23 protein-coding genes are annotated in these 25,650 nt (G+C 70.0%); 15 read left to right on the top strand and 8 right to left on the bottom strand.

Annotated elements, in window-relative coordinates:
* Nucleotides 1-76 precede the first annotated feature (76 nt).
* Nucleotides 77-1,090 (top strand): DNA polymerase III subunit delta, encoded by a 1,014-nt coding sequence (gene holA / locus AC4D2E_RS05770; protein ID WP_490909405.1) that lies wholly within the window; start codon nucleotides 77-79, stop codon nucleotides 1,088-1,090.
* Between the two features lie 96 nt (nucleotides 1,091-1,186).
* Here holA and rpsT read toward each other — a convergent pair whose 3' ends face one another.
* Complete coding sequence (gene rpsT, locus AC4D2E_RS05775) at nucleotides 1,187-1,447, bottom strand: 30S ribosomal protein S20 (RefSeq protein ID WP_104120398.1); 261 nt, start codon at nucleotides 1,445-1,447, stop codon at nucleotides 1,187-1,189.
* Nucleotides 1,448-1,784: 337 nt separating this feature from the next.
* Entirely contained in the window at nucleotides 1,785-2,198 is a 414-nt protein-coding gene (locus AC4D2E_RS05780) for a hypothetical protein (protein ID WP_490951920.1), read from the bottom strand.
* A gap of 246 nt (nucleotides 2,199-2,444) precedes the next feature.
* Here AC4D2E_RS05780 and lepA point away from each other — a divergent pair, with 246 nt between their 5' ends.
* Both lepA and hemW read left to right on the top strand, forming a co-directional pair.
* On the top strand, nucleotides 2,445-4,298 hold the full coding sequence (lepA, locus tag AC4D2E_RS05785) for a translation elongation factor 4 (RefSeq protein ID WP_181033533.1): 1,854 nt from the start codon (nucleotides 2,445-2,447) through the stop codon (nucleotides 4,296-4,298).
* A gap of 30 nt (nucleotides 4,299-4,328) precedes the next feature.
* A complete protein-coding gene (gene hemW / locus AC4D2E_RS05790; RefSeq protein WP_490951921.1) occupies nucleotides 4,329-5,558 on the top strand; it encodes a radical SAM family heme chaperone HemW in 1,230 nt (409 codons plus the stop codon).
* A gap of 42 nt (nucleotides 5,559-5,600) precedes the next feature.
* Here hemW and AC4D2E_RS05795 read toward each other — a convergent pair whose 3' ends face one another.
* Complete coding sequence (locus AC4D2E_RS05795) at nucleotides 5,601-6,017, bottom strand: DUF4870 domain-containing protein (RefSeq protein ID WP_490909402.1); 417 nt, start codon at nucleotides 6,015-6,017, stop codon at nucleotides 5,601-5,603.
* A 79-nt stretch (nucleotides 6,018-6,096) separates the two neighbouring features.
* Nucleotides 6,097-6,960: a DUF3097 family protein gene (locus AC4D2E_RS05800; RefSeq protein WP_490909401.1), complete on the bottom strand. Its 864-nt coding sequence runs from the start codon at nucleotides 6,958-6,960 to the stop codon at nucleotides 6,097-6,099.
* Nucleotides 6,961-7,136: 176 nt separating this feature from the next.
* Between AC4D2E_RS05800 and hrcA the strand changes: the two genes are divergently transcribed.
* The 3 genes from hrcA (at nucleotide 7,137) to AC4D2E_RS05815 (ending at nucleotide 10,166) form a co-directional block, all read left to right on the top strand.
* Nucleotides 7,137-8,150 carry a heat-inducible transcriptional repressor HrcA gene (gene hrcA, locus AC4D2E_RS05805; protein WP_104165129.1) on the top strand — a complete coding sequence of 338 codons (1,014 nt, stop codon included), beginning with the start codon at nucleotides 7,137-7,139 and terminating at the stop codon, nucleotides 8,148-8,150.
* A 118-nt stretch (nucleotides 8,151-8,268) separates the two neighbouring features.
* A complete protein-coding gene (gene dnaJ / locus AC4D2E_RS05810; RefSeq protein ID WP_104165127.1) occupies nucleotides 8,269-9,399 on the top strand; it encodes a molecular chaperone DnaJ in 1,131 nt (376 codons plus the stop codon).
* A gap of 2 nt (nucleotides 9,400-9,401) precedes the next feature.
* Nucleotides 9,402-10,166: a 16S rRNA (uracil(1498)-N(3))-methyltransferase gene (locus AC4D2E_RS05815; protein WP_104165125.1), complete on the top strand. Its 765-nt coding sequence runs from the start codon at nucleotides 9,402-9,404 to the stop codon at nucleotides 10,164-10,166.
* Nucleotides 10,167-10,189: 23 nt separating this feature from the next.
* Here AC4D2E_RS05815 and AC4D2E_RS05820 read toward each other — a convergent pair whose 3' ends face one another.
* Nucleotides 10,190-11,179, bottom strand: coding sequence for a GerMN domain-containing protein (locus AC4D2E_RS05820; RefSeq protein WP_490909400.1), 990 nt, complete (start codon nucleotides 11,177-11,179; stop codon nucleotides 10,190-10,192).
* Between the two features lie 456 nt (nucleotides 11,180-11,635).
* On the opposite strand from AC4D2E_RS05820, the gene AC4D2E_RS05825 reads away from it, so the two are divergent.
* From AC4D2E_RS05825 to AC4D2E_RS05845, 5 genes are all read left to right on the top strand, one after another.
* Nucleotides 11,636-12,670, top strand: coding sequence for a PhoH family protein (locus tag AC4D2E_RS05825; RefSeq protein ID WP_104165121.1), 1,035 nt, complete (start codon nucleotides 11,636-11,638; stop codon nucleotides 12,668-12,670).
* Nucleotides 12,667-13,140: an rRNA maturation RNase YbeY gene (gene ybeY, locus AC4D2E_RS05830; RefSeq protein WP_490909399.1), complete on the top strand. Its 474-nt coding sequence runs from the start codon at nucleotides 12,667-12,669 to the stop codon at nucleotides 13,138-13,140. Before AC4D2E_RS05825 ends, ybeY begins: the two co-directional genes overlap by 4 nt.
* A complete protein-coding gene (locus AC4D2E_RS05835) occupies nucleotides 13,137-14,447 on the top strand; it encodes a hemolysin family protein (protein ID WP_490909398.1) in 1,311 nt (436 codons plus the stop codon). The genes ybeY and AC4D2E_RS05835 overlap by 4 nt, the downstream gene beginning before the upstream one ends.
* A complete protein-coding gene (gene era, locus AC4D2E_RS05840) occupies nucleotides 14,434-15,363 on the top strand; it encodes a GTPase Era (protein ID WP_490909397.1) in 930 nt (309 codons plus the stop codon). Before AC4D2E_RS05835 ends, era begins: the two co-directional genes overlap by 14 nt.
* 154 nt (nucleotides 15,364-15,517) lie before the next feature.
* Nucleotides 15,518-17,080 carry an LCP family protein gene (locus AC4D2E_RS05845; protein WP_490951922.1) on the top strand — a complete coding sequence of 521 codons (1,563 nt, stop codon included), beginning with the start codon at nucleotides 15,518-15,520 and terminating at the stop codon, nucleotides 17,078-17,080.
* 75 nt (nucleotides 17,081-17,155) lie between these two features.
* Here the strand turns inward: AC4D2E_RS05845 and AC4D2E_RS05850 are convergent, their stop codons facing one another.
* Nucleotides 17,156-19,114, bottom strand: coding sequence for a M13 family metallopeptidase (locus tag AC4D2E_RS05850; RefSeq protein WP_490909395.1), 1,959 nt, complete (start codon nucleotides 19,112-19,114; stop codon nucleotides 17,156-17,158).
* 228 nt (nucleotides 19,115-19,342) lie between these two features.
* Between AC4D2E_RS05850 and leuA the strand changes: the two genes are divergently transcribed.
* From leuA to AC4D2E_RS05865, 3 genes are all read left to right on the top strand, one after another.
* Nucleotides 19,343-21,085 (top strand): 2-isopropylmalate synthase, encoded by a 1,743-nt coding sequence (leuA, locus tag AC4D2E_RS05855; protein ID WP_104165112.1) that lies wholly within the window; start codon nucleotides 19,343-19,345, stop codon nucleotides 21,083-21,085.
* Nucleotides 21,086-21,166: 81 nt separating this feature from the next.
* Entirely contained in the window at nucleotides 21,167-21,913 is a 747-nt protein-coding gene (recO, locus tag AC4D2E_RS05860) for a DNA repair protein RecO (RefSeq protein WP_490909394.1), read from the top strand.
* Entirely contained in the window at nucleotides 21,910-22,710 is an 801-nt protein-coding gene (locus AC4D2E_RS05865; RefSeq protein WP_490909393.1) for an isoprenyl transferase, read from the top strand. The genes recO and AC4D2E_RS05865 overlap by 4 nt, the downstream gene beginning before the upstream one ends.
* 13 nt (nucleotides 22,711-22,723) lie before the next feature.
* Here AC4D2E_RS05865 and AC4D2E_RS05870 read toward each other — a convergent pair whose 3' ends face one another.
* Complete coding sequence (locus AC4D2E_RS05870) at nucleotides 22,724-23,758, bottom strand: alpha/beta hydrolase (RefSeq protein ID WP_490951923.1); 1,035 nt, start codon at nucleotides 23,756-23,758, stop codon at nucleotides 22,724-22,726.
* Nucleotides 23,759-23,844: 86 nt separating this feature from the next.
* On the opposite strand from AC4D2E_RS05870, the gene AC4D2E_RS05875 reads away from it, so the two are divergent.
* The gene (locus AC4D2E_RS05875) at nucleotides 23,845-24,927 is read left to right on the top strand and encodes a quinone-dependent dihydroorotate dehydrogenase (RefSeq protein WP_104165105.1); all 1,083 of its coding nucleotides are present in this window, start codon (nucleotides 23,845-23,847) and stop codon (nucleotides 24,925-24,927) included.
* 81 nt (nucleotides 24,928-25,008) lie between these two features.
* Here AC4D2E_RS05875 and AC4D2E_RS05880 read toward each other — a convergent pair whose 3' ends face one another.
* On the bottom strand, nucleotides 25,009-25,599 hold the full coding sequence (locus tag AC4D2E_RS05880) for a DUF3043 domain-containing protein (protein WP_490909391.1): 591 nt from the start codon (nucleotides 25,597-25,599) through the stop codon (nucleotides 25,009-25,011).
* Nucleotides 25,600-25,650 lie beyond the last annotated feature (51 nt).

Consider the following 25,650-nt stretch of genomic DNA (forward strand, 5'->3'; position numbering starts at 1 on the left):
CCGGAGGGCGGCGACTTTGAGGCGCGTCGACGCCGTGCAACAGTAGGAGGTGTTTCGAAGGAAGGAACCTCGCCACGTGGCAACGAGATCACCGGCCGGCCGGACTGGCGCCGCCCATCAGCAGACAGCCTCCTGGCGTGACGTGCAACCGGCGGGAGTCGTCCTGCTCGCGGGCCCGGAGGACTACCTCGCGTCGAGGGCGGCGGAGTCCATCCGCCGGCAGGTCCGGACGGCCCAGCCCGAAGCCGAGCTGGTCCGGTTTGACGCCGGATCCTACGAGGCCGGCCACCTGGCCATGCAGGCCAGCCCGTCACTCTTCGGGGACTGGAAGATCATCGAGGTGGCGGGGCTGGCGCAGATGAGCGACGCCTTCCTGCTCGACGCGCTGTCCTACCTCGCCGACCCGGCACCCGACGTCGTGCTGGTGCTGCGCCATTCCGGCGGCAACCGCGGCAAGAAGCTCCTGGACGCGATCAAGGCCGCCCGGGCCACCGTCGTCGACTGCCAGCCGCTGAAGAAGGATGGCGAGAAGGCCGAGTTCGTCACCACGGAGTTCCGCCTCGCACGCCGACGCATCGACCCCGATGCCGTCCGGGCGCTCGTGGCGGCCGTCGGATCCCAGCTGCCGGAGCTCGCGGCCGCCTGCCAGCAGCTCATGGCCGACATGACCGGCGACGTCACCGTCGAGACGGTGGAGAAGTACTACGGGGGTCGCGTCGAGGCGACGGGTTTCAAGGTGGCCGACGCGGCGCTGGCGGGACGCACGGCGCAGGCGCTGTCGATGCTGCGCCACGCCCTCGCGACGGGCGCCGACCCCGTCCCCATCGTCGCCGCCCTCGCGATGAAGGTCCGGGCCGTCGCGAAGGTCCACGGGGTCCGGGGCTCCTCCATGCAGCTCGCCAAGGACCTGGGGATGGCGCCGTGGCAGGTGGACCAGGCGCGGAAGGAAGCGCAGCGTTTCAGCGCCGACGCCCTTGTCCGGTGTGTCCGGGCCCTCGCGGAGGCCGACGCCCAGGTGAAGGGCGAGTCGCGGGACCCCGTCTATGCGGTCGAACGCGCCGTCACCGTCATCGCGCTCGGGGACGGCTGACCGGGTGTCCCGCGGGGCGGCGGCGCCGACGGCTCCGGAGGAACGACGAAGGGCCGGCCCCGTCAGGAGCCGGCCCTTCGTCGAAGGTTCCGCAGCTTAGAGCGCGTTGACCTTCTTGGAGATCGCGGACTTGCGGTTCGCTGCGTTGTTCTTGTGCAGCACACCCTTGGTGACGGCCTTGTCGAGCTTGCGGCTGGCTGCCTGCAGCGCCGTAGCGGCAGCGTCCTTGTCCGCACCCTCGACGGCCGTGTTCACGGCGCGGATGGCGGTCTTGAGCTCGGACTTGACCGAGTTGTTACGCTGCCTCGCCTTTTCGTTGGTGAGGATGCGCTTCTTCTGGGACTTGATATTTGCCACGTATGAGAACTTTCTTTGTATTGCGGACTGGTCGTGAGGGTATTTCGGCCAACCGAAGACTGAGCGGCGTGGGGATACCGTGTGGCGATCGGCCAAAGTGCCCGAAGACCTGCGCGGACACACAGCTATACAGATTAGCAGAAACCCGCACGCAACCCGAGCGGTCCGGCGTCGGCCGCTGGTTCCGGCGGCTGCGCCGGGCGCGTCCGAGCACCTGCAGGTCAGTCGAGCAGGTGCTCGGGGACCCTCGCGACCACCTGTTCGTACTGCCGGCGAGGGAGGACGGCGCCCTCCCTCCTGACGTCCCCGGGCAGGATGCGGAGCAGGCGGTCCACCCTCACCTCGCTCGGGCGCCCCTGCCGGTCCCATGCCCCCGTTCCGATGTCGACGTAGCGGTCATCGTGATCGCCGGCGTTGTTGCGGTCCCGGCTGGCAGCATCAGCCCGAGCAGGGTTCCGCCCTCCCGCCCTACCAGCAGCACCGGCCGGTCCTTCCCCTGCGACGGGTCGTCCTCGTACGGCACCCATGTCCAGACGATCTCCCCGGGGTCGGGCTTGCCGTCCGCGGTGGGGGAGTACGCACCCAGGGCCGTCCGCCGATCGCTCCGGGGTGGCCGGGACAGGGACATCCCCGGACGTCGGGCCGGCCGCCGCCGCACAGGGGCGTCCTCCCGCTCGACGGGCGTGGTGCTGCCGGCGGCGCGGACGACGCGGTTCGCGAGGACCAGGAGGGAACGCAGGGTGATCGCCATGGTCGAATCCTAGCGAGCACGGCGTCGGCGTCGGCGACCGGCGGTCCGAGCGGCTGAGACACGGCAGAGACACGGCAGCCGGTGCAGGCGATTGCCGCAGCCGTGCGGCGTCATGGGACACTAGGGGAGGCCTCCGTGGACCGGCGGGCCCGGACCCGAGGCCCACCCGCCCGGCCGTCGGACGCCGGACCCGGTTTGGTGAGAGACCCTGCAAGAGACCCTGTTCCGCAAGAGTGAGGAAGCTACGTGTCACCCATGGCCCGCACCGCTCCGGTGCCTGCCGCCACCGATCCGGCGATCATCAGGAATTTCTGCATCATCGCCCACATCGATCACGGGAAGTCCACGCTGGCGGACCGCATGCTGCAGCTCACGGGAGCCGTCGAGCAGCGGGACATGAAGGCGCAGTACCTCGACCGGATGGATATCGAGCGCGAGCGCGGCATCACCATCAAGTCCCAGGCGGTGCGCCTGCCCTGGGAGGTCGACGGCACCGCCTACGCCCTCAACATGATCGACACACCCGGCCACGTGGACTTCACCTATGAGGTGTCACGGTCCCTCGCGGCCTGCGAGGGCGCGGTCCTGCTCGTCGACGCGGCGCAGGGCATCGAGGCCCAGACCCTCGCGAACCTGTACCTCGCGATGGAGAACAACCTCACGATCATCCCGGTGCTGAACAAGATCGACCTGCCGGCCGCCCAGCCCGAGAAGTACGCGGCGGAACTGGCGAGCCTGATCGGCGGCGAGCCGGAGGACGTGCTGAGGGTGTCCGGCAAGACCGGCATGGGCGTCGAGGTCCTCATGGACAAGATCGTCCGCGACCTCCCGTCACCGACCGGTGATCCGGACGCCCCGGCCCGAGCGATGATCTTCGATTCCGTGTACGACACCTACCGCGGCGTGGTCACCTACGTGAGGGTCGTCGACGGCAAGCTCAGCCCGCGCGAGCGCATCCAGATGATGTCCACACGGGCCAGCCACGAGCTGCTCGAGATCGGCGTCAGCTCCCCCGAGCCCAAGCCCAGCAAGGGTCTGGGCGTCGGCGAGGTGGGCTACCTGATCACGGGGGTCAAGGACGTCCGCCAGTCGAAGGTCGGCGACACCGTCACCAACCTGGCCAAGCCGGCCGCCCAGTCGCTGGGCGGGTACCAGGATCCGAAGCCCATGGTCTTCTCGGGTCTGTATCCGCTGGACGGCACCGACTATCCCGTGCTGCGCGATGCCCTCGCGAAGTTCACCCTGAACGATGCCGCCCTGGTCTACGAGCCCGAGACCTCGGCCGCGCTGGGCTTCGGGTTCCGCGTCGGCTTCCTCGGGCTGCTGCACCTCGAGATCACCCGCGAGCGCCTCGAGCGCGAGTACAACCTCGACCTCATCTCCACCGCACCGAACGTGGAGTACGAGGTCACCCTCGAGGACAAGCGCGTGCTGAAGGTGACCAACCCCAGCGAGTACCCCGTGGGCAAGATCGCCGAGGTGCGCGAGCCCATGGTGTCGGCGACCATCCTCGCACCGTCCGAGTTCGTCGGCGCCATCATGGAGCTCTGCCAGCAGCGCCGCGGTGTCCTCGGCGGCATGGACTACCTGTCCGAGGAGCGCGTCGAGATCCGGTACCGGCTGCCGCTCGCGGAGATCGTCTTCGACTTCTTCGATCTGCTGAAGTCCAAGACCCGCGGCTACGGGTCCCTCGACTGGAAGGCCGACGGCGACCAGGTGTCCGACCTCGTCAAGGTGGACATCCTCCTGCAGGGCGAGCAGGTGGACGCCTTCAGTGCCATCACCCACCGCGACAAGGCCTATGCGTACGGCGTCATGATGACGGGCAAGCTCCGCGAGCTGATCCCGCGCCAGCAGTTCGAGGTCCCCATCCAGGCCGCGATCGGGGCCCGCATCATCGCCCGGGAGAGCATCCGCGCGATCCGCAAGGACGTCCTCGCCAAGTGCTACGGCGGCGACATCACCCGCAAGCGCAAGCTGCTCGAGAAGCAGAAGGAAGGCAAGAAGCGCATGAAGATGGTGGGGCGCGTGGAAGTTCCCCAGGAAGCCTTCATCGCGGCCCTGTCCTCCGACGAGTCGAAGGACAAAGCCAAGAAGTGATGCGCCACTGTTCCGGGTGGACGGGACGTCATGCCTAGCGTCCTGCCGCTCGGCCTGCCGGCACCGGAGGACGGCGTCCTGCCGTCCTCCGCAGCGCGGGGAGCCGTCGACCGCGCCTTCTGCCTCTATGTCCACATCCCGTTCTGCGCCGTCCGGTGCGGCTACTGCGACTTCAACACCTACACGGCCACGGAGCTCGGCGGCGGCGCATCGCAGGACGCGTACGCCGGCTCCGTCCTCACGGAACTCGCCCTCGGCGCCCGGGCGCTCGAAGCCTCGGGTGTGCCGCCACGGCCACTGGCGACGGTCTTCTTCGGGGGCGGGACGCCCACGCTGCTCCCCGCGGAGGACCTCGCGGCGATCCTCCGGGCGGCCCGTGACCGGTGGGGACTGGCGCCCGACGCCGAGGTGACCACCGAGGCGAACCCGGACTCCGTCACGCCGGAATCGCTGGGGGTCCTTCGGGAGGCCGGCTTCACCCGGATCTCCTACGGCATGCAGTCCGCCGTGCCGCACGTCCTGGCGGTCCTCGACCGGACCCACTCCCCGGAGCGCGTCCCGCAGGCCGTGCAGTGGGCCCGGGAGGCCGGGCTGAAGGTCAGCCTCGACCTGATCTACGGCACCCCGGGGGAGTCCCTGGAGGACTGGCGGACATCCCTGGCCACGGCGCTGTCCTACGGCCCCGACCACATCTCCGCCTACGCCCTCATCATCGAGGACGGGACGAAGCTCGCATCGCGCATCCGCCGCGGGCAGGTGCCGCCGATCGACGACGACGACCACGCCGACAAGTACGCCCTCGCGGACGAGATGCTCACCGAGGGCGGGCTGCAGTGGTACGAGGTGAGCAACTGGGCGCGCACCCCCGCCGACGCCTGCCGGCACAACCTGGCCTACTGGCGCGGCAGTGACTGGTGGGGAGCGGGCCCGGGAGCCCACTCGCACGTCGGCGGCACCCGCTGGTGGAACGTGAAGCACCCACGCCCCTACGCGGACGCCCTGGCGGCGGGCCGTTCCCCGGCGGCCGGACGCGAGGTCCTGTCGGACGAGGACCGCTACGTCGAGGACGTGATGCTGCGGGTGCGCCTGCGGGAGGGGCTTGCCGCCGACACCCTCACGTCGTCGGGCCGTCGGGCCGTCGCGGGCCTGATCGCGGACGGGCTCGTCGAGCCGGCGGCGGCCTTCGCGGGTCGCGTGGTCCTGACGTTCAGGGGTCGGCTGCTCGCGGATGCCGTCGTGCGCCGGCTGCTGCCCGACTGAGCCGGTGGCCGCCCACCGACCCATCCGGAACGGGTCGGTGGTTCAGCGGATGAGGCGCAGGTTCAGGGGGTAGCGGTAGGGCCGGCCTCGGTTCACCTGGATGCCGGCGTTCACCGAGAAGATGGTGATCGTCAGCCAGATGAGGGCGTTGGCGACGGCGAACACCCCGCCGACGACCGGCACCAGGGAGAGCAGCCAGGTAACCAGCGCGAGGATCGTGGGAGGGAGCGTGAAGTTCAGCGCCTCCTTCGACTCCTGGGCCGTGAACGGGCCGCGATCCTTGAAGATGAGGAAGATCAGCAGGGAGGGGATGAATCCGAGGATCCCTCCGAAGTGGGCCAGGGTCGCGAACTGGCGATCCTCCGACGCCGTCAGGGGAAGGGCGTTCGCCGGAGTGCCTTCGAATGCGGGCTGCGACTCGCTCCGTCCGTGGTGCTGGCGGTCGGCGGTATTGGACAACGTGGATTCCTTTGCTGGCTGTCGAAGAACTTCCCCCGGAGTGTGATCCAAGGATACGTGGTGGCCGGGACCGCCCGGCTCAGGAACCGCCCGGAGCCGCGGTGAGGAAGTCGATCACTTCCTCGACCCGGCCCAGCAGGGAAGGCTCCAGATCCGCGTAGGTGCTGACCCGGCCGAGGATGCGTTTCCATCCGTTGGCCACGGCGGCCTGGTCGTGGTGGGGCCAGCCGAGACCGGCCAGGATGCCCGTCTTCCAGTCCTGGCCGCGGGGGACCACGGGCCAGGCCGCCAGGCCCAGCGCCGTCGGCTTCACGGCCTGCCAGACGTCCACGTACGGGTGGCCGACGATCAGCACGTTGCCGCGGGCCCCGGGAGCGGTCATCGCCTGCTGCGCGATCCGGGATTCCTTGGTGCCCGGGAGCAGGTGGTCGACGAGGATGCCGAGCCTGCGCTGCGGACCGGGGCCGAAGGCGCGGATGGCGCCTTCCAGGTCGTCCACGCCGTGCAGCGGCTCGACGACGATCCCCTCCAGGCGCAGGTCGTCGCCCCACACCTTCTCGACGAGCTCGGCATCGTGCTGGCCCTCCACCCAGATCCTGCTCGCGCGGGCGGTCCTGGCCCTCGCGTTCTCCACCCGCACGGAGCCGGAGGCGGTGCGGTTGGCGGTGCGGGCGGCGGTGCGGGCGGCGCCCGGGACGGGAGCGACGACGTGGACCGGGCGTCCGTCGAGGAGGAAGCCGTGGCCGAGCCGGAACGTGCGCGTCTTGCCGCGCCGGTCCTCGAGCACCATCACGTGGAGACCGCCGGACTTCTCGACGCGGACCACCGCGCCCACGAATCCGCTCTGGACGTCCTCGAGAACCATGTCCTTCTCCACAGGGACATCGGCGAGTTCCACCCGCTTCGGGGCCGCTAGGTCGCGGGCTCCCCAGCTGTAGTCCATCCCGGGTGTGTCCTTCCCACGGGGGCTCCGACGGTCTGCCGCAGCCCGGGATCCCAATGCTAACAATCGAAGCGGACGTACTAGACTTGGCACTTGGGCGTGTCGAGTGCTAACCGTGGGGGTACCCGCCTGCCACGCGAGCCCAGGGGAGGAACGGAGCCGGAGGTGACACAGGAATGAGTGAACCGCGACGCCTGGAGGTGCTCCGGGCCATCGTCGAGGACTACGTCCACTCCCGGGAGCCCGTCGGGTCCAAGGCCCTGGTGGACCGCCACCGGCTCGGCGTCTCCTCGGCCACCATCCGCAACGACATGGCCGTCCTCGAGGAGGAGGGCCTGATCACCGCGCCGCACACCAGCTCGGGACGCATCCCCACCGACAAGGGCTACCGCCTGTTCGTGGACCGCATCTCCGAGGTCAAGCCGTTGTCCGCGCCGGAGAAGAAGGCCATCCAAACCCTCCTCGAGGGTGCGGAGGACCTCGACGACGTCATGGACCGCACGGTGAGGCTGCTCGCGCAGATCACCCACCAGGTGGCCGTCGTCCAGTTCCCCCGCGTCGGCGGGGCGTCCGTGCGGCACATCGAATGCGTGCTGTTGGCCCCGCAGCAGATCCTCGTCGTCCTGATCGCGACGAACGGCACCGTGCAGCAGCGCATCGTACGGACCCACGCGGACATCGAGGAGTCCGAGCTCGCCGAGCTCAAGCAGCGCATCCTGTCCGCCGTGTCGGGCGTGAAGCTCGCGGCGCTCCCGGGTGAGCTCGGCCTCGCCCTCTCGCAGTTCCCTCCAGGCCTCCGTGCCCACGGGGGTACGATCGTCAGGGCACTCGAACAGCTCGCCGGGCTCGGACGGGACGATCGCATCCTGCTGGCCGGGACGGCCAACCTGGCCCGCTCCACCGGGGACTTCCCGCTGAGCATCGGCCCCGTCCTGGAGGCTCTCGAGGAGCAGGTGGTCATGCTGAGGCTGCTGTCGGAGATGGAATACGACGCGCGCGGCATCTCGGTGCGGATCGGGAGCGAGAACCCCTACGGAGGGTTGTCGGAGGCCTCCGTGGTGGCGACAGGGTACGGACCGGATGCCGGAGCGAAGCTCGGGATCCTCGGCCCCACCCGCATGGACTACCCGACGACGATGGCGGCGGTGCGCGCCGTCGCCCGCTACCTCTCGAGGATCCTCGAGGAATAACACGGGAGCGGGCAGCGGTTCTGGGTAGTCGACGGCCGCCCACGGCCGACCACGGCCTTTCCGCCGGCACAGCCGGCGAGCAGATGACAGAACGTTCAACAGGAAGTGATGTGTACGAGTGAGTAATCACTATGAGGTCCTCGGTGTAGCGCAGGGTGCAACCGGGGAGGAAATCAAGAAGGCGTACCGCAAGCTCGCCCGGAAGCTCCACCCCGACGTGAACCCGGGTCCGGACGCGTCGGAGGAGTTCAAGCGCGTCAGCCACGCCTACGAGGTGCTGTCCGACCCCCAGAAGCGGCGGGTCTACGACACCACCGGCAACGAGAACGGGACGGACAGCGGCTACGGCGCCGGGTACTCGGGCTCGGGCTTCGCCTTCCAGGACATCTTCGAGACCTTCTTCGGCGGCGGTGGCCAGCAGGCCGGCGCCCCCTCGCGGACGCGTCGGGGACAGGACGCGCTCATCAACGTGCGCATCGACCTGAAGGACGCCGTCTTCGGCACCAACAAGAAGATCGAGGTGGACACCGCGGAGACGTGTCCCACCTGCGACGGCAGCTGCTGCCAGCCCGGCACCTCACCCCGCACCTGTGACATCTGCGGCGGGTCGGGCCAGGTCCAGCGGGCCGTCCGCTCGATCCTCGGCCAGGTCATGACGAGCGCCCCCTGCGGCACCTGCCAGGGCTTCGGCACCGTCATCCCCAGCCCCTGCCACGAGTGCAGCGGCGAGGGCCGCGTCCGCGCCCGCCGCACCCTGACCATCAAGGTCCCCGCGGGCGTCAGCACCGGCACGCGCATCCAGCTGGCCGGCCAGGGCGAGGCCGGGACGGCCGGCGGACCGCAGGGCGATCTGTACGTCGAGATCCGGGTCGCCACCGACTCCACCTTCCTGCGCGACGGCGACGACCTGCACGTGACACTGAGCGTCCCCATGACGGCGGCGGCGCTCGGCACCACGGTGCACCTGGACACCTACGACGGCGACCAGGAGCTCGATATCAAGCCCGGCACGCAGCCCGGCGAGATCCTGACCCTGCGGGGACTCGGCGTCACGCACCTGCGGAGCCAGGGCAGGGGTGACCTGCGGGTCCACCTCAACGTCGAGACCCCGCGCAACGTGGACCCGCAGCAGGAGGAGCTCCTGCGCAAGCTGGCCGAGCTGCGCAACGAGGAGTACACCGACGGCCAGCTGGCCAGCAGCGGCTCCGGTGTCTTCGCCCGCCTGCGGGAGCGGCTCGGGAACCGCTGACCATGACGCGTCCCCTGTTCTTCGGACCGGGTGAGGCGGTCCGTGCGGCGACCCCCGGCAGTGTCTTCGTGCTCGGCGGGGACGAGGGGCGGCACGCTGCGACCGTCCGCCGCCTCGGCGCGGGCGAGCACCTCGATGTCTCCGACGGTGCCGGTTTCCGGATCGGCGGCGTCATCACGGCCGTCGGGAGCGGGACCGTCGAGGTCGCCGTGGAGACGGCCGGCCAGGAGCCCGCACCGCGGCACCGGCTGATCCTCGTTCAGGCCCTCGCCAAGGGCGGACGCGACGAGCAGGCCGTGGAGGCGGCGACCGAACTCGGGATCGACGCCGTCGTGCCCTGGCATGCCGAGCGGAGCATCGTGCGCTGGCGCGGCGACAAGGCCGAGAAGGGCCGGCAGAAGTGGGTGTCGCTCGTGTCGGCGGCATCGAAACAGTCGCGGCGCTCGTTCGTGCCCGAGGTCCATGCCGTGATGGACACGTCGCGGCTGGCCGCGTGGGCGGAGACCGTCGACCGCATGATCGTCCTCCACGAGGACGCCGACCTCCCGCTCGCCGACCAGGTGTCCGCGCTGCTCGCGGGCGGGCCGTCGCACGGGACCTCGACGGCCGTCGTCGTCGGACCGGAGGGTGGGATCAGTGAGGCGGAACTGGGGAAGCTGCGCGCCGCCGGAGCCGATGCTGCGCGCCTGGGCCCGCACGTGCTGCGCTCCTCGACGGCCGGCCCTGCGGCCCTGGTGCTGTTGAACCACCTGCTCGGGCGCTGGTAGTCCGCGTCGCGCGAGTCCGTCCGCTAGTCGACGACGACGGTCTTCGAGTCCGCCGACTCCCCGTCGTCCGAGGAAACCGAGACGGTGATCTCGTACCGCCCCGGTGGCAGGGTCACCGGGAACGAGTAGGCACCCGGGGCGCCGTCCTGGGGGGTGATGTCGACGGAACCGTCCCGGAAGAGTTCCGTGCCACCCTCCGCCGATCCGTCGACGCTTCGGTCGATCCGCCAGGCCAGTTCGTCCTCCGAGGCCGGGCCGATCCCGTGGATGGTCAGGCTCCCGGAGTCGACCTGCACACCCTCCTGCGGATCGATGATCCACAGTGGCGCGAGGGTCGCGGTATCCCGGGTCCATTCCCCGCCCAGGTCGATGGACCCGAAGGCACGGTGATCCGCCGCGCCGTCGACCAGCACGACGACCGAGCTCGCCTCGCCGCCCGCGATCAGCCCCGCGTCCGAGGCCGCCGCAGTGGCCGTGTACACGAGCTGCTGCAGTGCCAGCCGCCCCTGCTCCTCGTCGAGGCGCCGCGGGAAGGCGTCGGAGGAGATGTCGAGGGTGATGACGTTCTTCGTCGAGACGGATGAGCTGACGTTCGAAGCCGCCCGCCAGGACGAGTGGTAGTCGGGATCGAGGGGCTGCGCCGAGGTCATCAGCCGGACGGCATCCGCGATCGGATCGCCGGCTGAATCCTCCGGCGCGGCCAGGTACTCGCGGAAGAGCCGCTCGGCGCCGTCGTCGGCGCCGAGCCAGTAGACGGGCACGAGCGGTCGGGCGGTGTCCGACGGGCCCTCGGTGGGGCCCCGCCCCGAGGCCTCATCGGGTGGATCGGTGGCGGCGCGCTCGTCCGTCGTCGTCGCGCGGGGATCGGGAAGGGGAGCCATCTGCGCATTGCTCGACGGCAGCCCCAGATCGGGGAGGAGGAAGGCGCCGGTCCCCAGCAGCACGGCACCGGAGGCCAGGAGGATGCCGCCGAGCCCCAGCCGGTTCTTCCTCAGCGGGTCCTGGTGGTTCATGCTTGCCTCCTTCCGTCGAATGCGCGCGGGACGATCGGTGGTTCCCGGCAACAGGTGGTGTGGTCCCGGGGTGTGCTCCGGCGGCTCCGACCCTGGCGCGGGCGGTGGCGGACTGCTCAGGGTGGACCTGTTTCAGCTTGGCACAGGGCGGCAGCGGTGCCGGGTCGAATATCGACACTGGGGATGACTGAAACCTGATCGATACGAAGCCGTGGCCTATTCGCTATGAATTCCGGGACCGACGGGCGGCCGAGGGACAGCCCGAGAAACGGCTTGCATTCCGGCCCCTCCCGGGGAATGGGGAGCGCACGGGACATGTTGACGGAAGGACCGGGACAGGCGGGGTGGCGTATCATTGGCATCCCTGCCTCATGGGCGGACACGGGACGGAACCACCCGTACGACACCAGTACGACAATTCGGATGAGGGGCGATCGAAGGCCGGACGGCCGAGGTATGAGCGAAACTTCAACAGGCATCAACGCGGCAGGACTCGACACCAGGGTGTTCCTCTTCGACTCGACGGAGCAGATGGTGCAGGCGCTGGGATCCAACGACGAGGCGCTGCGGCTGATCGAGGACTCCTTCCCCGGCGTCGGTCTCCATGCCCGCGGCAACGAGCTGACCATCACCGGTCCCTCGGCCGACGTGCTGCGGACCGAGCGGCTCGTCGCGGAGGTCCGTTCCATGGCGGCCAACAACGCGCCGGTCTCGCCCCAGGTCCTGGAGCAGCTGGTCAGCATGCTGAAGACGCAGAGCGCTGCCCGCCCGGCGGAGGTGCTGTCCGTCAACATCCTCTCCTCGCGCGGCAGGACGATCCGCCCGAAGACCCTCAACCAGAGCACCTACGTCGACGCGATCGACCGCAACACCATCGTGTTCGGCATCGGTCCGGCAGGTACCGGCAAGACCTACCTGGCGATGGCCAAGGCCGTGCAGGCGCTGCAGCACAAGGAAGTGAACCGGATCATCCTGACCCGGCCGGCCGTCGAGGCGGGGGAGCGTCTCGGATTCCTGCCGGGAACCCTCAACGACAAGATCGACCCGTACCTGCGCCCCCTGTACGACGCGCTGCACGACATGATGGACCCCGACTCCATCCCGCGCCTGATGGCGGCCGGCACCATCGAGGTGGCCCCGCTCGCCTACATGCGTGGCCGGACGCTCAATGACGCGTTCATCATCCTGGACGAGGCCCAGAACACCACCCCGGAACAGATGAAGATGTTCCTCACGCGCCTCGGCTTCGGTTCGAAGATGGTGGTGACGGGCGACATCACCCAGGTCGACCTGCCCAGCGGCACGAGCTCGGGCCTGCGCGTCGTCAGCGAGATCCTCCGCGACGTCGACGACGTGTACTTCAGCGAGCTCGACGCCTCCGACGTCGTCCGGCACCGGCTCGTCGGGGACATCGTCAGCGCCTACGGCACCTGGGACGAGACCCAGCGCGCCGCCCAGGCGCACACCGGCCGGCCGGCGGCCGTCCGATGAGCGTCGAGGTCAACAACGAGTCCGGGCACGACGTCGACGAAGCGTCCCTCGTCCGCCTGGCGAACTTCCTGCTCGAATCGCTCTTCGTCCACCCCGAGGCGGAGCTGTCGGTCATCCTCGTGGACGTCGCCGCGATGGAGAAGCTGCACGTCGAGTGGATGGACGAGCCCGGACCCACCGACGTGCTCTCCTTCCCCATGGACGAGTTGCGACCGGGTACGCCGGGCCGGGTGACGCCGGCCGGGCTCCTCGGTGACATCGTCCTGTGCCCGGAGGTCGCGGCGTCGCAGGGCGCCGCTGCAGGGCACAGCACGAATGAGGAGCTGCTGCTGCTGACGACCCACGGGGTCCTCCACCTCCTCGGTTACGACCACGCGGAACCCGAGGAGGAGAAGGAGATGTTCGGTCTGCAGCGCCAGCTCCTGTCCGATTTCCTCGGCGGTAACGCCCCTCAGGAGACGCGCGCTTGACCATCTGGCTACTCGCACTGATGGGGTTGCTCTTCGCGCTCACGGCTGCCCTCGTCACGGCCGCCGAGGCGGCCTTCAGCTACCTGCCGCGCCAGGAGGGCGAGGCCCTCGTGCAGGAGTCCCGGAGGGGGTCGATCAGCCGCATCCTCGACGCGCCCGTCGCCCACATGCACGCCCTCCGGTTCTGGCGGGTGTGGTTCGAGATGGCCGGTGCCGTCGCCGTCGCGATCCTCTTCCACGACCTGCTCGACAGCATCTGGCTGGCGGGACTCCTCGCCACCGCTGTGATGGCCGCCATCGGTTTCGTGATCGTCGGTGTGTCACCCCGTCAGCTGGGGCGCACCCACGCGCCGGCCGTCGTCCGCCTGACGGCCGGGCTCGTGTCCTTCCTGTGCGTGATCCTCGGCCCGATTCCCCGGTGGCTCGTGCGCATCGGCAGCTCGATCACACCGGGCGCAGCCCGCGACGAAGCCGCGTTCTTCACGCAGGAGGAGTTCAGGGAACTCCTCTCCCGTGCGTCCGACGCCGAGATGATCGAGGACAACGAGGCGGAGCTGATCCACTCGGTGTTCGAACTCGGCGACACCAAGGTCCGCTCGGTCATGGTCCCGCGCACCGACATGGTCACCATCGAGTCCGGATCGACGCTGAGCCAGGCCATGTCCCTCTTCCTCCGCTCGGGCTACTCCCGGATCCCCGTCATCGGAGAGAGCTCGGACGACATCCGGGGGCTGCTGTACCTGAAGGACGTCGTGGCGAACCTCCACGGACGGCCCGCGTCGAACCTCTCCCGTCCCGTCGACGCCGACTGCCGACCCGCGCGGTACGTCCCGGAGTCCAAGCCGGTCGGCGATCTGCTGCGCGAACTGCAGCGCGAGTCCACCCACGTGGCCATCGTCATCGACGAATACGGCGGCACAGCCGGTCTGGTCACACTCGAGGACCTCATCGAGGAGATCGTCGGCGAGATCGTGGACGAGTACGACTCCGAGGTGCCGGAGCAGGAACAGCTCGACGGCGGCGAGTACCGGGTGAGCGCCCGCATGGGGATCGACGACCTCGGTGAGCTCTTCGGGATCGACCTGGACGATGAAGAGGTGGACACGGTCGGCGGCCTGCTGGCCAAGACCCTGGGCAGGGTGCCGATCGTCGGATCAGAGGTCACAATTGACGGTATCGGGCTGCGGGCCGAACGCGTGGAGGGGCGCCGCAACAGGGTCTCCCACGTGATCACCTACCGCTTGCCGCCCGAGCACGCAGCGCACGACGAACGAGAGACGATAGAGGCTGACAATGAGCGACGCTAAGCACAGGGCCGGATTCGTCTCGCTCGTCGGACGGCCGAACGCAGGCAAGTCGACCCTCACGAACGCCCTCGTGGGGCAGAAGGTCGCCATCACCTCGGCCAAGCCGCAGACCACCCGCCACACCATCCGGGGGATCGTGAACCGCGAGGACTCGCAGATCGTCCTCGTCGACACCCCCGGACTCCACCGCCCCCGCACGCTGCTGGGCCAGCGGCTCAACGACCTCGTCGCCGACACCCTCTCCGAGGTGGACGCCGTGGGCTTCTGCCTCCCCGCCAACGAGAAGATCGGTCCCGGCGACCGCTTCATCGCCGAGCAGCTGGCCCGGTTGAACCGTAAGCCCCTGATCGCGGTGGTCACCAAGACGGATCTCGTGGACCGGCAGGCCCTCACGGAACAGCTCCTCGCCGTCGCGAAGCTCGGCACCGAGGTGGCGGGTGCCGACGGGTGGGCCGACATCGTTCCCGTCTCCGCCGCCGACGGATTCCAGGTGGCCACCGTCGCCGAGGTCTTCAGCAGGCACATGCCCGAATCCCCCGTCCTGTACCCGGACGGGCAGCTGACGGATGAACCGGAAGCCGTCATGGTGGCCGAACTGGTCCGCGAGGCCGCCCTGGAGGGCGTCCGCGACGAACTCCCGCATTCCCTCGCCGTCGTGGTGGAGGAGATGATCCCGAGGGAGGGGCGCCGGGACGACGATCCGATGCTCGATGTCCACGTCAACCTGTACGTGGAACGTCCGTCGCAGAAGGCCATCATCATCGGCAAGGGTGGGGCACGGCTCCGTGAGGTGGGGACGAACGCGCGCCGGGGCATCGAGGCCCTGCTGGGGACGAGGATCTACCTGGACCTCCACGTCAAGGTGGCCAAGGACTGGCAACGCGACCCCAAGCAGCTCGTCAAGCTAGGGTTCTAGCGGGCACTACTTCCCGGCACCGCTCGTTGGACCGCCGGGACACGCCGCCTGCAGGCCCATCCGGCCGACCGACTTTCTCACCTTCCACCGTGCACCGGTGCGCCGTCCGGCCGCCGTCCCGTACGTCCGACCAAGCACCTGAAGGAGCCCCGGCATGACCCGCCGACCATCCAGCGATGGCGCGCAGAGCGCCGGCGACGCCCCCGCGGCGGTCCCGGGTGATGCGTCCGTCGACACGGCCCCGGCCGGACGGCACCTGGGCCGCGGGAGGCAGCACCGCGGGCTGGCCGTCGGGGCCATGGTGATGGCATCCGTGCTCCTCGCCGCCGTGGTGTTCGTCGCGGTCCAGGTGTTCCGCCTGCAGTCGAACGTCGCCACCTCCCCGCTCAACCTGGGGCAGAACGGGGAATCGGCGCTTCCCGTCGACTCCAGTACTGACCCCGTCCAGATCCTCATCCTCGGCACGGACACGCGGACGGGCAACTCGGGGAAGTTCTTCGGCAGCGAGGACGACTCGGCCGGGGAGGGCAATTCGGACGTCATGATGCTGCTGACGCTCTCCGCCGACCGGGAGGACGTCGCCGTCGTCTCGTTCCCCCGCGATCTGCTGGTGCCCCTGCCCAGCTGCGTGAATCCCGAGACGGGGGAGGCCTCCCCGGCGATGGATCTCGGCCAGCTGAACGGCGCGCTCGGCGAGGGCGGTCCCGGATGCACCGTCGCTGCGATCAACAATCTGACCGGACTCTCGATCGACCACTTCATGATGGCGGATTTCGATGCGGTCAAGGAGCTGTCCTCCACCCTCGGCGGCGTCGAGGTCTGTGTCGAGGAACCCGTGGACGACGAGTACTCCGGTCTGACCCTGCCCGCAGGGACCAGTGAGGTGGAGGGGGACCAGGCCCTGGCCTTCCTGCGGACGCGCCACAGTTTCGGCGATGGGGGCGACACGGGGCGCATCGCGGCGCAGCAGTCCTTCATGGCCTCCATGGCCCGCAAGGTGCGCGCCGAAGGCACCTTGACCAATCTGCCCCGTCTCTATGCGATCGCCGACACCGTCACACGCAACCTCACGGTGGACGAGGGCCTGTCCAGGCCCGTGGAACTGCTGAAGATCGCCGACCGCATGAAGGACGTCGACCTCGGCAACATCGCCTTCGTGACGGTCCCCACCGAGCAGTGGGTCGAGGATCCCAACCGCCTCGTGCTCGACGAGGAGGCGGCCGCGCCGCTCTTCGACGCGCTGCGCGAGGACCGGGGCCTCACCGAGGACGAACCGGAACCCTCGGCCACGCCGACCGCTCCCGCGACGCAGGCACCCACCACGCAGGCCCCCGCCACCCCGGAGGCCCCGGTGGTCGATCCGGGGTCGGTCCCGGTCCTCGTCGTGAACGCCACCTCGGACCCGGAGCGGGCGGCCGAGGTGCAGAAGATCCTCGTCGCGGCCGGCTACACGCAGGCCGCACCCTACCCGTCCGTGCCGGCGGAGTTGTCGCAGGTCTATTTCAGCTCGGGCTACGAGGCGGCCGCGGCGGATCTCGCCGCCCGGTTCGGCGTGCCGCAGAGCCAGGTCACCCTCGACGAGTCGGCGGCCGGGGTCCAACTGCTCGTCGGTGCGGACCTGGCGACGGGCTCCAGGGTCGTCGTGCCGCCGCTCGGCAGCGCGCTGGAGGGACAGACCGCGGACGAGGTCACCTGCCAGTCCTCGTCGGGCCTGTAGGGAAGGCTCCCCGGGACGCAGGCCGGCCCCCGCGTCCGGGGGACACGGGGGCCGGTCGGCTCCCTGCGGTGCGGCCTACCAGATCCGCACGCGGTCCTCGGGCTCCAGCCACAGCCGGTCCTCCGCTCCGAGGCCGAAGGCCGCGTGGAACTCGTCCAGGTTCCGGACCACCTGGTTGCAGCGGAATTCGTTGGGGGAGTGCGGATCCACGGTCAGGCGGCGCTTCGCTTCCTCCGGCCGGATCTTCTGCTGCCAGCACGTGGCCCAGGAGAGGAAGAAGCGCTGGGTCCCGGTCAGTCCGTCGATCTCCGGCGCCTGAGCACCCCCGAGGCTCAGCAGGTACGCGCGGTAGCTGATGCCGAGCCCGCCGAGGTCGCCGATGTTCTCGCCCAGGGTGAGTTCGCCGTTGACGCTCTGTCCCGCGACCTCGGACGGTTCGAGCGCCGCGTACTGGGCGACGAGCCGCCCGGTCAGGGCGTCGAACGCGGTCCTGTCCGCCTCGCTCCACCAGTTGCGCAGGCGCCCGGTGCCGTCGAACTGGGACCCTTTGTCATCGAAGCCGTGGCCGATCTCGTGGCCGATGACCGCACCGATCGCTCCGTAGTTGACGGCGTCGTCGGCCTCGATGTCGAAGAACGGGGGCTGGAGGATGGCCGCCGGGAAGACGATCTCGTTCATGGTGGGCATGTAGTAGGCGTTGACGGTCTGCGGTGTCATAAGCCAGGTGCCGCGGTCGATCGGTCCGCCCAGCTTGTCGAGCTGCCGACGGTGCTCGAACTCGGCGGCGCGGAGCACGTTGCCGTGGAGGTCGGATGCCTGCACCTCGAGCGGGCCGTAGTCGATCCACGTCTCCGGGTAGCCGATCTTCGTGGTGAACTGCGAGAGCTTCTCGAGGGCGCGCTCCCGCGTCTCGTCCGTCATCCACGCCAGGGACGTGATGCTCGCTTCGTAGGCGGCGATGAGGTTGCCGACCAGTTCGAGCATGGCGGCCTTGTGCGTCGCCGGGAAATGCCGTTCGACGTACCGCTGCCCGATCGCCTCGCCGACCGCACCCTCGACCAGGGCGACGCCACGCTTCCAGCGGTCCTTGATGCGGGGAGTCCCTGCGAGGTGCGTGCCGTAGAACGCGAAGGCGGCATCTACGAACCGCTCGTCGAGGTAGTCGGCCGCGTGCAGCAGGACGCGGCTCTGGAGCCACTCGCGCCAGGTGCCGAGGTCCTCGGAGCGCAGCGCGGCGTCGAGTCCGCGCACGAACTCCGGCTGGTTCACCACGAGCTCCGCAGCCTGGTCCGACGTGTCGGTGATGATGCGCAGCCACGGGAGGAGATGGTCCGACAGCCCGGCGACGGCGTCGTGCTGCACCAGGTTGTACGTCTTCTGCGGGTCCCTCCGCTCCACGGACCCCATCGACGACGCCGCGAGGCGCGTCTCGAGCGCGAGCACGCGGGCCGCGGCGCCGGCCGGATCAGTGGTCCCGCCGAGTTCGAAGAGCTGCGCGAGGAGCTCCCGGTACCTGTCGCGGGTCTCGGCGAAACCCTCCTCGCGGTAGTAGGACTCATCGGGCAGGCCGAGGCCCGACTGGTACAGGTGCAGCAGGTAGCGCTCGGGATTGCCGGCGTCGTTGCTCACGTACGGCGCCACGAAGCCCTGGACGCCGGAGCGGGTGAGGCCGGCGCTGAGGTCGACGAGGTCCTCGACCGTGGCCGCCGCCCGGATGCGTTCGAGCAGGGGCACGATCGGCGCGGTACCCTCGGCCTCGATGCGCGCCGTGTCCATGAAGTCCGCGTACAGGGTGCCGATCTTCGCGTCCAGCCCCTCCGTGGAACCGTCCGCCGCCTGCGCCGCGGCCTCCTCGATGATGGTCCGGACGGCGAGCTCCGAGGCATCGCGCAGGGCGGTGAACGAGCCCGTGAGCGGTCGGTCGTCGGGGATGACCGTGTCCTTCAGCCACACGCCGTTCGCGTGCCGGAAGAGGTCGTCCTGGGGCCGGATGGTGGTGTCGAGAGTGGCCGGATGGAAGGTGCTGATCGTCATGATGGCTTCCTGATTCCTCGTGGTGCGGCGGGCCGGCACTCGTCCGAGCGCCCCCGGCAGCCATCCTATGTGCCGTGCTATCGTGGCACTGTGCGTGCACAGAGAACTCTTCTTCGGTGCCGCGGCGAGGCCAACTAGGACTCAGAGCCACTGGCCACCCCTCGCCGCGGTGTTCGCGTTGCCCGGCCGCCGGCACACTCAGTTCCCATAGACAGGGCCGATTTCCCCATGCGAAACGCACAGAAGACCTCCGGTATGCCGTTCGGCAAGTACCGCCCCTTCCAGGACCAGATCACCGTCGAACTGCCCGACCGCACCTGGCCGGACCGCGTGATCACGAAGGCGCCCCGCTGGTGTGCCGTCGACCTCCGCGACGGGAACCAGGCCCTGATCGACCCGATGAACCCCGAACGCAAGCACAAGATGTTCGATCTGCTCGTCCGGATGGGCTTCAAGGAGATCGAGGTCGGCTTCCCGTCGGCGTCGCAGACCGATTTCGACTTCGTCCGCCAGCTCGTCGAGGGGGACCGCATCCCCGACGACGTCACCATCCAGGTCCTGACGCAGTCGCGCGAACACCTGATCGAGCGGACCTACGCGTCCCTCGAGGGGGCGGACCGTGCGATCGTGCACCTCTACAACTCCACCTCGGTGCTGCAGCGGCGCGTGGTGTTCAACCAGGACCAGGACGGCATCATCGACCTCGCCCTCCAGGGCGCCCGGCTGTGCCGCAAGTTCGAGGAGAACATGGGCAGCACGGCGATCACCTACGAGTACTCCCCGGAATCCTTCACGGGGACCGAGCTCGAGTTCGCCGCACGCATCAGCAACGAGGTCTCAGCGGTGTTCGAGGCCTCCGCCGACCGGCAGGTGATCCTGAACCTGCCCGCCACCGTGGAGATGGCGACGCCGAACGTGTACGCGGACTCCATCGAATGGATGAGCCGCAACCTCACGGACCGGGACAGCATCATCCTGTCGCTGCATCCCCACAACGACCGCGGCACCGGGGTGGCCGCGGCGGAACTCGGGTACCTGGCCGGCGCCGACCGCATCGAGGGGTGCCTGTTCGGCAACGGCGAGCGGACCGGCAATGTGGACCTGGTGACGCTCGGCATGAACCTGTTCAGCCAGGGCATCGACCCGGAGATCGATTTCTCCGACATGGACGGCATCCGGCGCACCGCCGAGTACTGCAACCAGCTCAGCGTGCCCGAGCGGTCCCCCTACGGCGGCGACCTCGTGTTCACGGCCTTCTCCGGCTCCCACCAGGACGCCATCAAGAAGGGCTTCGAGAGCATGGAGCGCGACGCCGCCGACGCCGGCGTCGGTGTCGACGACCTCCCGTGGGCCGTCCCGTACCTGCCGATCGACCCCAAGGACATCGGCCGGTCCTACGAGGCCGTCATCCGGGTGAATTCGCAGTCGGGCAAGGGCGGGGTGGCCTACCTGCTCAAGAACGAGCACAGCCTCGACCTGCCGCGCCGCGCGCAGATCGAGTTCTCCGGTGTCATCCAGCGCCGTACGGAGACCCAGGGCGGAGAGGTCAGCGGTGCGCAGCTGTGGTCGGTGTTCCAGGACGAGTACCTGCCCACGCGCACCGAGGGCGGCTCGGAGGCCTGGGGCCACTACGAGCTCACCTCGGTCAACACGGATACGGCGGAGGACGGCTCGTTCAAGCTGGTCGCGACGCTCCTGGTCGACGGCGTGCAGCAGCGGAAGGCTTCCCAGGGCAACGGTCCCATCGATGCCCTGCTCACCATCCTCGGCCAGGACGGCGTGGACGTCCGTGTCCTCGACTACACCGAGCACGCCCTGTCCTCGGGCGGCAACGCGCGTGCCGCCGCCTACGTGGAGTGCGCCGTCGGTGAACGCGTGCTGTGGGGCGTCGGTATCGACGCGAACACCACGATGGCTGCGCTGAAGGCCGTCGTCTCGGCGGTCAACCGGGCCATCCGCGACGCCGCCTGAACCCCGTCCGGTCCCGACCTGCCGCCCCCGCCGTCCCGCGCCGAGCGGACCTGCGGGGGTGGCAGGTGGAAGAATGGTCCAGTGCCCTCCTCGTCAGCATCACGCACCTACCGCACCGAAGGTGTCGTTCTGCGCACCTACAAGCTCGGCGAGGCGGATCGCATCATCGTCCTCCTGACGCGGGAGCACGGGCAGGTCCGTGCCGTCGCCAAGGGCGTCCGCCGGACCAGCAGCAAGTTCGGTTCCCGGCTGGAACCGTTCATGGCCGTGGATCTCCTGCTCGCGCACGGACGGAACCTCGACGTCGTCACCCAGGCCCAGACGAAGGGCGCCTACGGCCACGGCATCGCCTCGGACTACGGCCGCTACACCGCCGCCACCGCCATCGCCGAGACCGCCGAACGCCTCACGGACCTCGGAGAGGCAGGAGGGGCGCAGTACGCGCTCGTCGCCGGGGCGTTCTCCGCCCTGAGCCGCGACCTGCACCCCTCGGAGCTCATCCTCGATTCCTACCTGCTGCGCGCCCTGGCGACGGCGGGGTGGGCCCCGAGCTTCACGGACTGCGCCCGCTGCGGTGCGCCGGGCCCCCACTCCGCCTTCTCCGCGCCGCTCGGTGGCGCGGTCTGCCCGGCCTGTCGGCCGCCCGGCTCGGCCTCGCCGGCACCCGCGACCATGGAACTGCTCGGCGCGCTGCTCACGGGCGACTGGTCGGTCGCGGACGCGTCGGAGGCCGGCGCGCGGCGCGAGGCCGCCGGTCTCGTCGCCGCCTTCCTGCAATGGCACCTCGAACGCGGGGTCGCCTCCCTCAAACATGTGGAGCGTGTATGAACAACCCGGCCCGACCCGTGGCGCCGTGGCCCCACCCGAGCGGTGAGCAGGCACCGTCCATCCCGCGCCAGTTCGTCCCCGACCACGTGGCGATCGTCATGGACGGCAACGGCCGCTGGGCCAACGAGCGCGGCCTGCCCCGCACCGAGGGGCACAAGGCCGGGGAGGCGGCCCTGCTCGACGTCATGGCCGGCGCGATCGAGATCGGCGTCCGCCACGTCTCCGTGTATGCCTTCAGCACCGAGAACTGGAAGAGGTCCCCCGAGGAAGTGCGGTTCCTGATGGGGTTCAACAAGGACGTTCTGAGGCGCCAGCGCGACCAGCTCGACGCGTGGGGGGTCCGGATCCGGTGGTCGGGGCGCCGGCCGAAGCTGTGGCAGTCGGTCATCCGCGAACTGGAGGAGGCCGAGCGGCACACCGCGGGCAATACGACCTGCACCCTGACGATGTGCGTCAACTACGGCGGACGCGCGGAGATCGCCGACGCCGCGCGGGCCATCGCCGAGGACGTCGCGGCCGGCACCCTGAAGGCCTCGTCGGTGAGCGAGAAGACCGTGCAGCGCTACCTCGACGAGCCGGACCTCCCCGACGTCGACCTGTTCCTGCGCACCTCGGGTGAGCAGCGGTTGTCGAACTTCATGCTGTGGCAGTCCGCCTACGCGGAGATGGTCTTCATGAACACGCTGTGGCCGGACGTCGACCGCCGCACCCTGTGGCGCGCCATCGAGGAGTACGCCGCGCGCGACCGCCGGTACGGCGGAGCGGTGGACCAGGCGGCGGACCGGGTGTCCTCCTGACGCGTCGGCGGCCTCAGCCGGGAAGGGGCCGCCCCGGCGTCCGGTACCCCACGGGGACCTGCGCGTCCATCCACCCGGCGGCCGCCCGGACCGCGGCGCCGCGGACCTCGGGTCGGGACAGGAAGACGTCGTGCAGTGCGCCGGGCAGGCGCCGGATGGTGACGTCGTGCCCGAGTTCCGCCGCCCGGCGTACCATCGGCACCACGTCGAGGATGATGTCGGACTCCAGCATCGACTCGTTCCAGGTGGCGCCGATCACGGACGCCGTGGAGCACAGGACCAGGACCGGAGCATCCACCGTGACGCCCCGGGCCAGGGTCCTGTGGCCCGCCAGGACCGCCGCAAGCCACCCGGCCCGGATGGGGAAGCCCGTCTCGGGCCGCCAGACCGGGTCGATCCGCCATTCGCCGTCGAGCGTGTCGCTGATGCTCCTGAAGTAGAACCCCAGTGCGGGAAGGCGCAGCCGTGCCTTCGGCCGACGGCGCGAGAGGGTCTCGAGGAGGCCCTGCGCGGCGGTGCGCAGCAGGGTACTGCCCTGGGTGTCGAGCCACGGACTGTTGAGGACGAGCGCCGCGATCCTCCCCGGGTTGCGGGCCGCCCACAGCGTCGCGGTGAGCCCGCCGGTGGAGTGCGCCATCAGGACGACCTCCGGGTCGATCCCGGTTCCCGCGCGCGCCGCCAGCCGCGCCCGCAGCGCGGCCAGTGCCGCCTCGATGTCGGGGTCGTACTCCTCGAGGGACAGGGCGAAGCCGGGTGTCTGGCCGGGCAGCAGGCTGCGGCCGTATTTGTGCAGGTCCAGCGCGAAGAACGCCCAGCCCCGCGCGGAGAGCGCTTCGGCGAGCTCGGCGTGGAAGAAGTAGTCGCTGAAACCGTGGATGTAGAGCACGGCCCGGGTGGGGCTCGATGGTCCGCCGCGGGCACCGGGCGACGCGTCCGGCTCGTACGCCACGAGGGTCGCCACCCGCGCGCCCTCGTCGTCGGGCTCGAGAGGGAGGGTCAGTGCGCGGAAGGGATCGCCCAGGATGTCCACCGACCAGCTCTCGTCCATGCCCCGACCCTACCGGCGCGCCCCGCCGGGCGCCGGGTCCTCCTGTCGAGTTGGCGCCCGCCGGGGCAGCGTGGAACTCTGGTGCCATGCGCTTCTACCCGACCTTCTTCAGGATCGTCTTCTCCGGGATGGACGCCGAACGGGCCCACAGGATCGGTTTCGCCCTGATCCGGGCGGTCGACCTCACACCGGTCGGCTGGGCCCTGCGCCGTCTCTGCGCGCCCGACCCGAGCCTCGCCACCACCGCCTTCGGCGTGGAGTTCCCCTCGCCGTTCGGACTCGCCGCGGGCTTCGACAAGGGCGGCAGGGGAGTGCTCGCCCTCACCGCGCTGGGATTCGGCCACGTGGAGATCGGCACCATCACCGGCCGGGCCCAGCCGGGCAACCCTGCGCCGCGCCTGTTCCGGCTCGTCGAGGACCGGGCCGTCATCAACCGGATGGGCTTCAACAACGACGGCGCCGTCGCCGCCGCTCCCCGCCTCCGGGCGGCCCGGCAGCGGCTGACGCGCCGCTCCGGCGGACAGCAGCGGCCGGTGGTCGGCGTGAACATCGGCAAGACCAAGAAGGTCGACATCGCCGACGCCGTCGCCGACTACCTCGTGAGTACCGAGCAGCTCGCCCCCGTGGCCGACTACCTCGTGGTCAACGTGTCCTCGCCGAACACGCCGGGGCTCAGGCTGCTGCAGAGCGTCGAATCGCTCCGCCCGCTGCTCGAGGCGGTGCGCAGCACGGCGGACAGCGCGGCGGGTCGGCATGTGCCGCTCCTCGTCAAGATCGCCCCCGACCTCACGGACCAGGACCTCGACGACGTCGGCGCCCTCGCCCTGGACCTCGGCCTCGACGGGATCGTCGCCACCAACACCACCATCACGCGCGAGAATCTTGCCACCGACCCCGCCACCGTGATGGCCATGGGCGTCGGCGGCCTCAGCGGGGCGCCCCTGAAGGCACGCTCGCTGGAGGTCCTCACCCGGCTCCGGTCCGCCGTGGGCGACCACCTGGCCATCGTCTCCGTGGGCGGCGTCGAGACGCCCGACGACGTCCTGGAGCGGCTCGAGGCAGGTGCCACGCTGGTCCAGGGGTACACGGCGTTCCTCTACGAGGGTCCGTTCTGGGCGCGCAGGATCAATCGCGGACTGCTGCGGGCCCGGCGCACCTCACCGGCCTGAGCTGCGGTGGACGCGAGAGAGCCGGGCCCGCGGGCCCGGCTCTCGGTGGTGCACCGCACCTGCACGGTGCGTGTCGAACGGTCAGGCGGGGTACTGGCCCCGGCGGACCTGCGGCTTGGGCAGGCGGAGGCGCCGGAGCTGCAGGGCGCGGGTGACGCCGTACCAGAGGTCGCCCTGGTTGGGGGACCCGAACTTCTCGGTCAGCTTCTTCTTCAGCTTGCGGCGCAGCAGGACGCAGTCCACGATCACCGCGACGATCAGGACCCAGAACGCCATCAGCACGGCACTCTGCACGGCGAGGGACTGGAAGAAGCTGAGGATCACGAACACGAGGGCGGCGATCATGAGGAACTCGCCGATGTTCACCCGGGCGTCGACGAACTGGCGGATGTACCGGCGGTTCGGGCCCTTGTCGCGCAGGGGGAGGTAGCGTTCGTCGTCGGTGTCGAGCGCCCGCCGCATCCTCGCGCGCTCGTCCCGCACCGTGGTGCGGCTCTGGTCGCGCGCCGCCTTCCGGTCATTGGGCACGAGGGGCCGCTTGCGGGCGGCCTCCTGCACGCTGCGCTTGGGCGTGGGCGCGCCCTTTCGCTGCGCGCGCTGCGCCTCGGGGGTGCTTGAAGCGCTGTCAACGGCTTCCTGGGCAGAGGGGGCTTCTTTGTTTCGTCCGAACACCCCCTCAGGATACCGGGTCCGCGCCCGCCGGAGGCCGAGCCCCGACCACCG

Source organism: Arthrobacter sp. TJ-265, assembly GCF_058269135.1.

Excerpts from the sequence above, each read along its gene's own strand:
- AC4D2E_RS05780 (WP_490951920.1), bottom strand. The coding sequence starts at position 2,198 with ATGGCGATCACCCTGCGTTCCCTCCTGGTCCTCGCGAACCGCGTCGTC.
- hemW (WP_490951921.1), top strand. The coding sequence starts at position 4,329 with ATGCCTAGCGTCCTGCCGCTCGGCCTGCCGGCACCGGAGGACGGCGTC.
- AC4D2E_RS05800 (WP_490909401.1), bottom strand. The coding sequence starts at position 6,960 with ATGGACTACAGCTGGGGAGCCCGCGACCTAGCGGCCCCGAAGCGGGTG.
- hrcA (WP_104165129.1), top strand. The coding sequence starts at position 7,137 with ATGAGTGAACCGCGACGCCTGGAGGTGCTCCGGGCCATCGTCGAGGAC.
- AC4D2E_RS05815 (WP_104165125.1), top strand. The coding sequence starts at position 9,402 with ATGACGCGTCCCCTGTTCTTCGGACCGGGTGAGGCGGTCCGTGCGGCG.
- AC4D2E_RS05820 (WP_490909400.1), bottom strand. The coding sequence starts at position 11,179 with ATGAACCACCAGGACCCGCTGAGGAAGAACCGGCTGGGGCTCGGCGGC.
- AC4D2E_RS05825 (WP_104165121.1), top strand. The coding sequence starts at position 11,636 with ATGAGCGAAACTTCAACAGGCATCAACGCGGCAGGACTCGACACCAGG.
- ybeY (WP_490909399.1), top strand. The coding sequence starts at position 12,667 with ATGAGCGTCGAGGTCAACAACGAGTCCGGGCACGACGTCGACGAAGCG.
- era (WP_490909397.1), top strand. The coding sequence starts at position 14,434 with ATGAGCGACGCTAAGCACAGGGCCGGATTCGTCTCGCTCGTCGGACGG.
- AC4D2E_RS05845 (WP_490951922.1), top strand. The coding sequence starts at position 15,518 with ATGACCCGCCGACCATCCAGCGATGGCGCGCAGAGCGCCGGCGACGCC.
- AC4D2E_RS05850 (WP_490909395.1), bottom strand. The coding sequence starts at position 19,114 with ATGACGATCAGCACCTTCCATCCGGCCACTCTCGACACCACCATCCGG.
- leuA (WP_104165112.1), top strand. The coding sequence starts at position 19,343 with ATGCGAAACGCACAGAAGACCTCCGGTATGCCGTTCGGCAAGTACCGC.
- AC4D2E_RS05865 (WP_490909393.1), top strand. The coding sequence starts at position 21,910 with ATGAACAACCCGGCCCGACCCGTGGCGCCGTGGCCCCACCCGAGCGGT.
- AC4D2E_RS05870 (WP_490951923.1), bottom strand. The coding sequence starts at position 23,758 with ATGGACGAGAGCTGGTCGGTGGACATCCTGGGCGATCCCTTCCGCGCA.
- AC4D2E_RS05875 (WP_104165105.1), top strand. The coding sequence starts at position 23,845 with ATGCGCTTCTACCCGACCTTCTTCAGGATCGTCTTCTCCGGGATGGAC.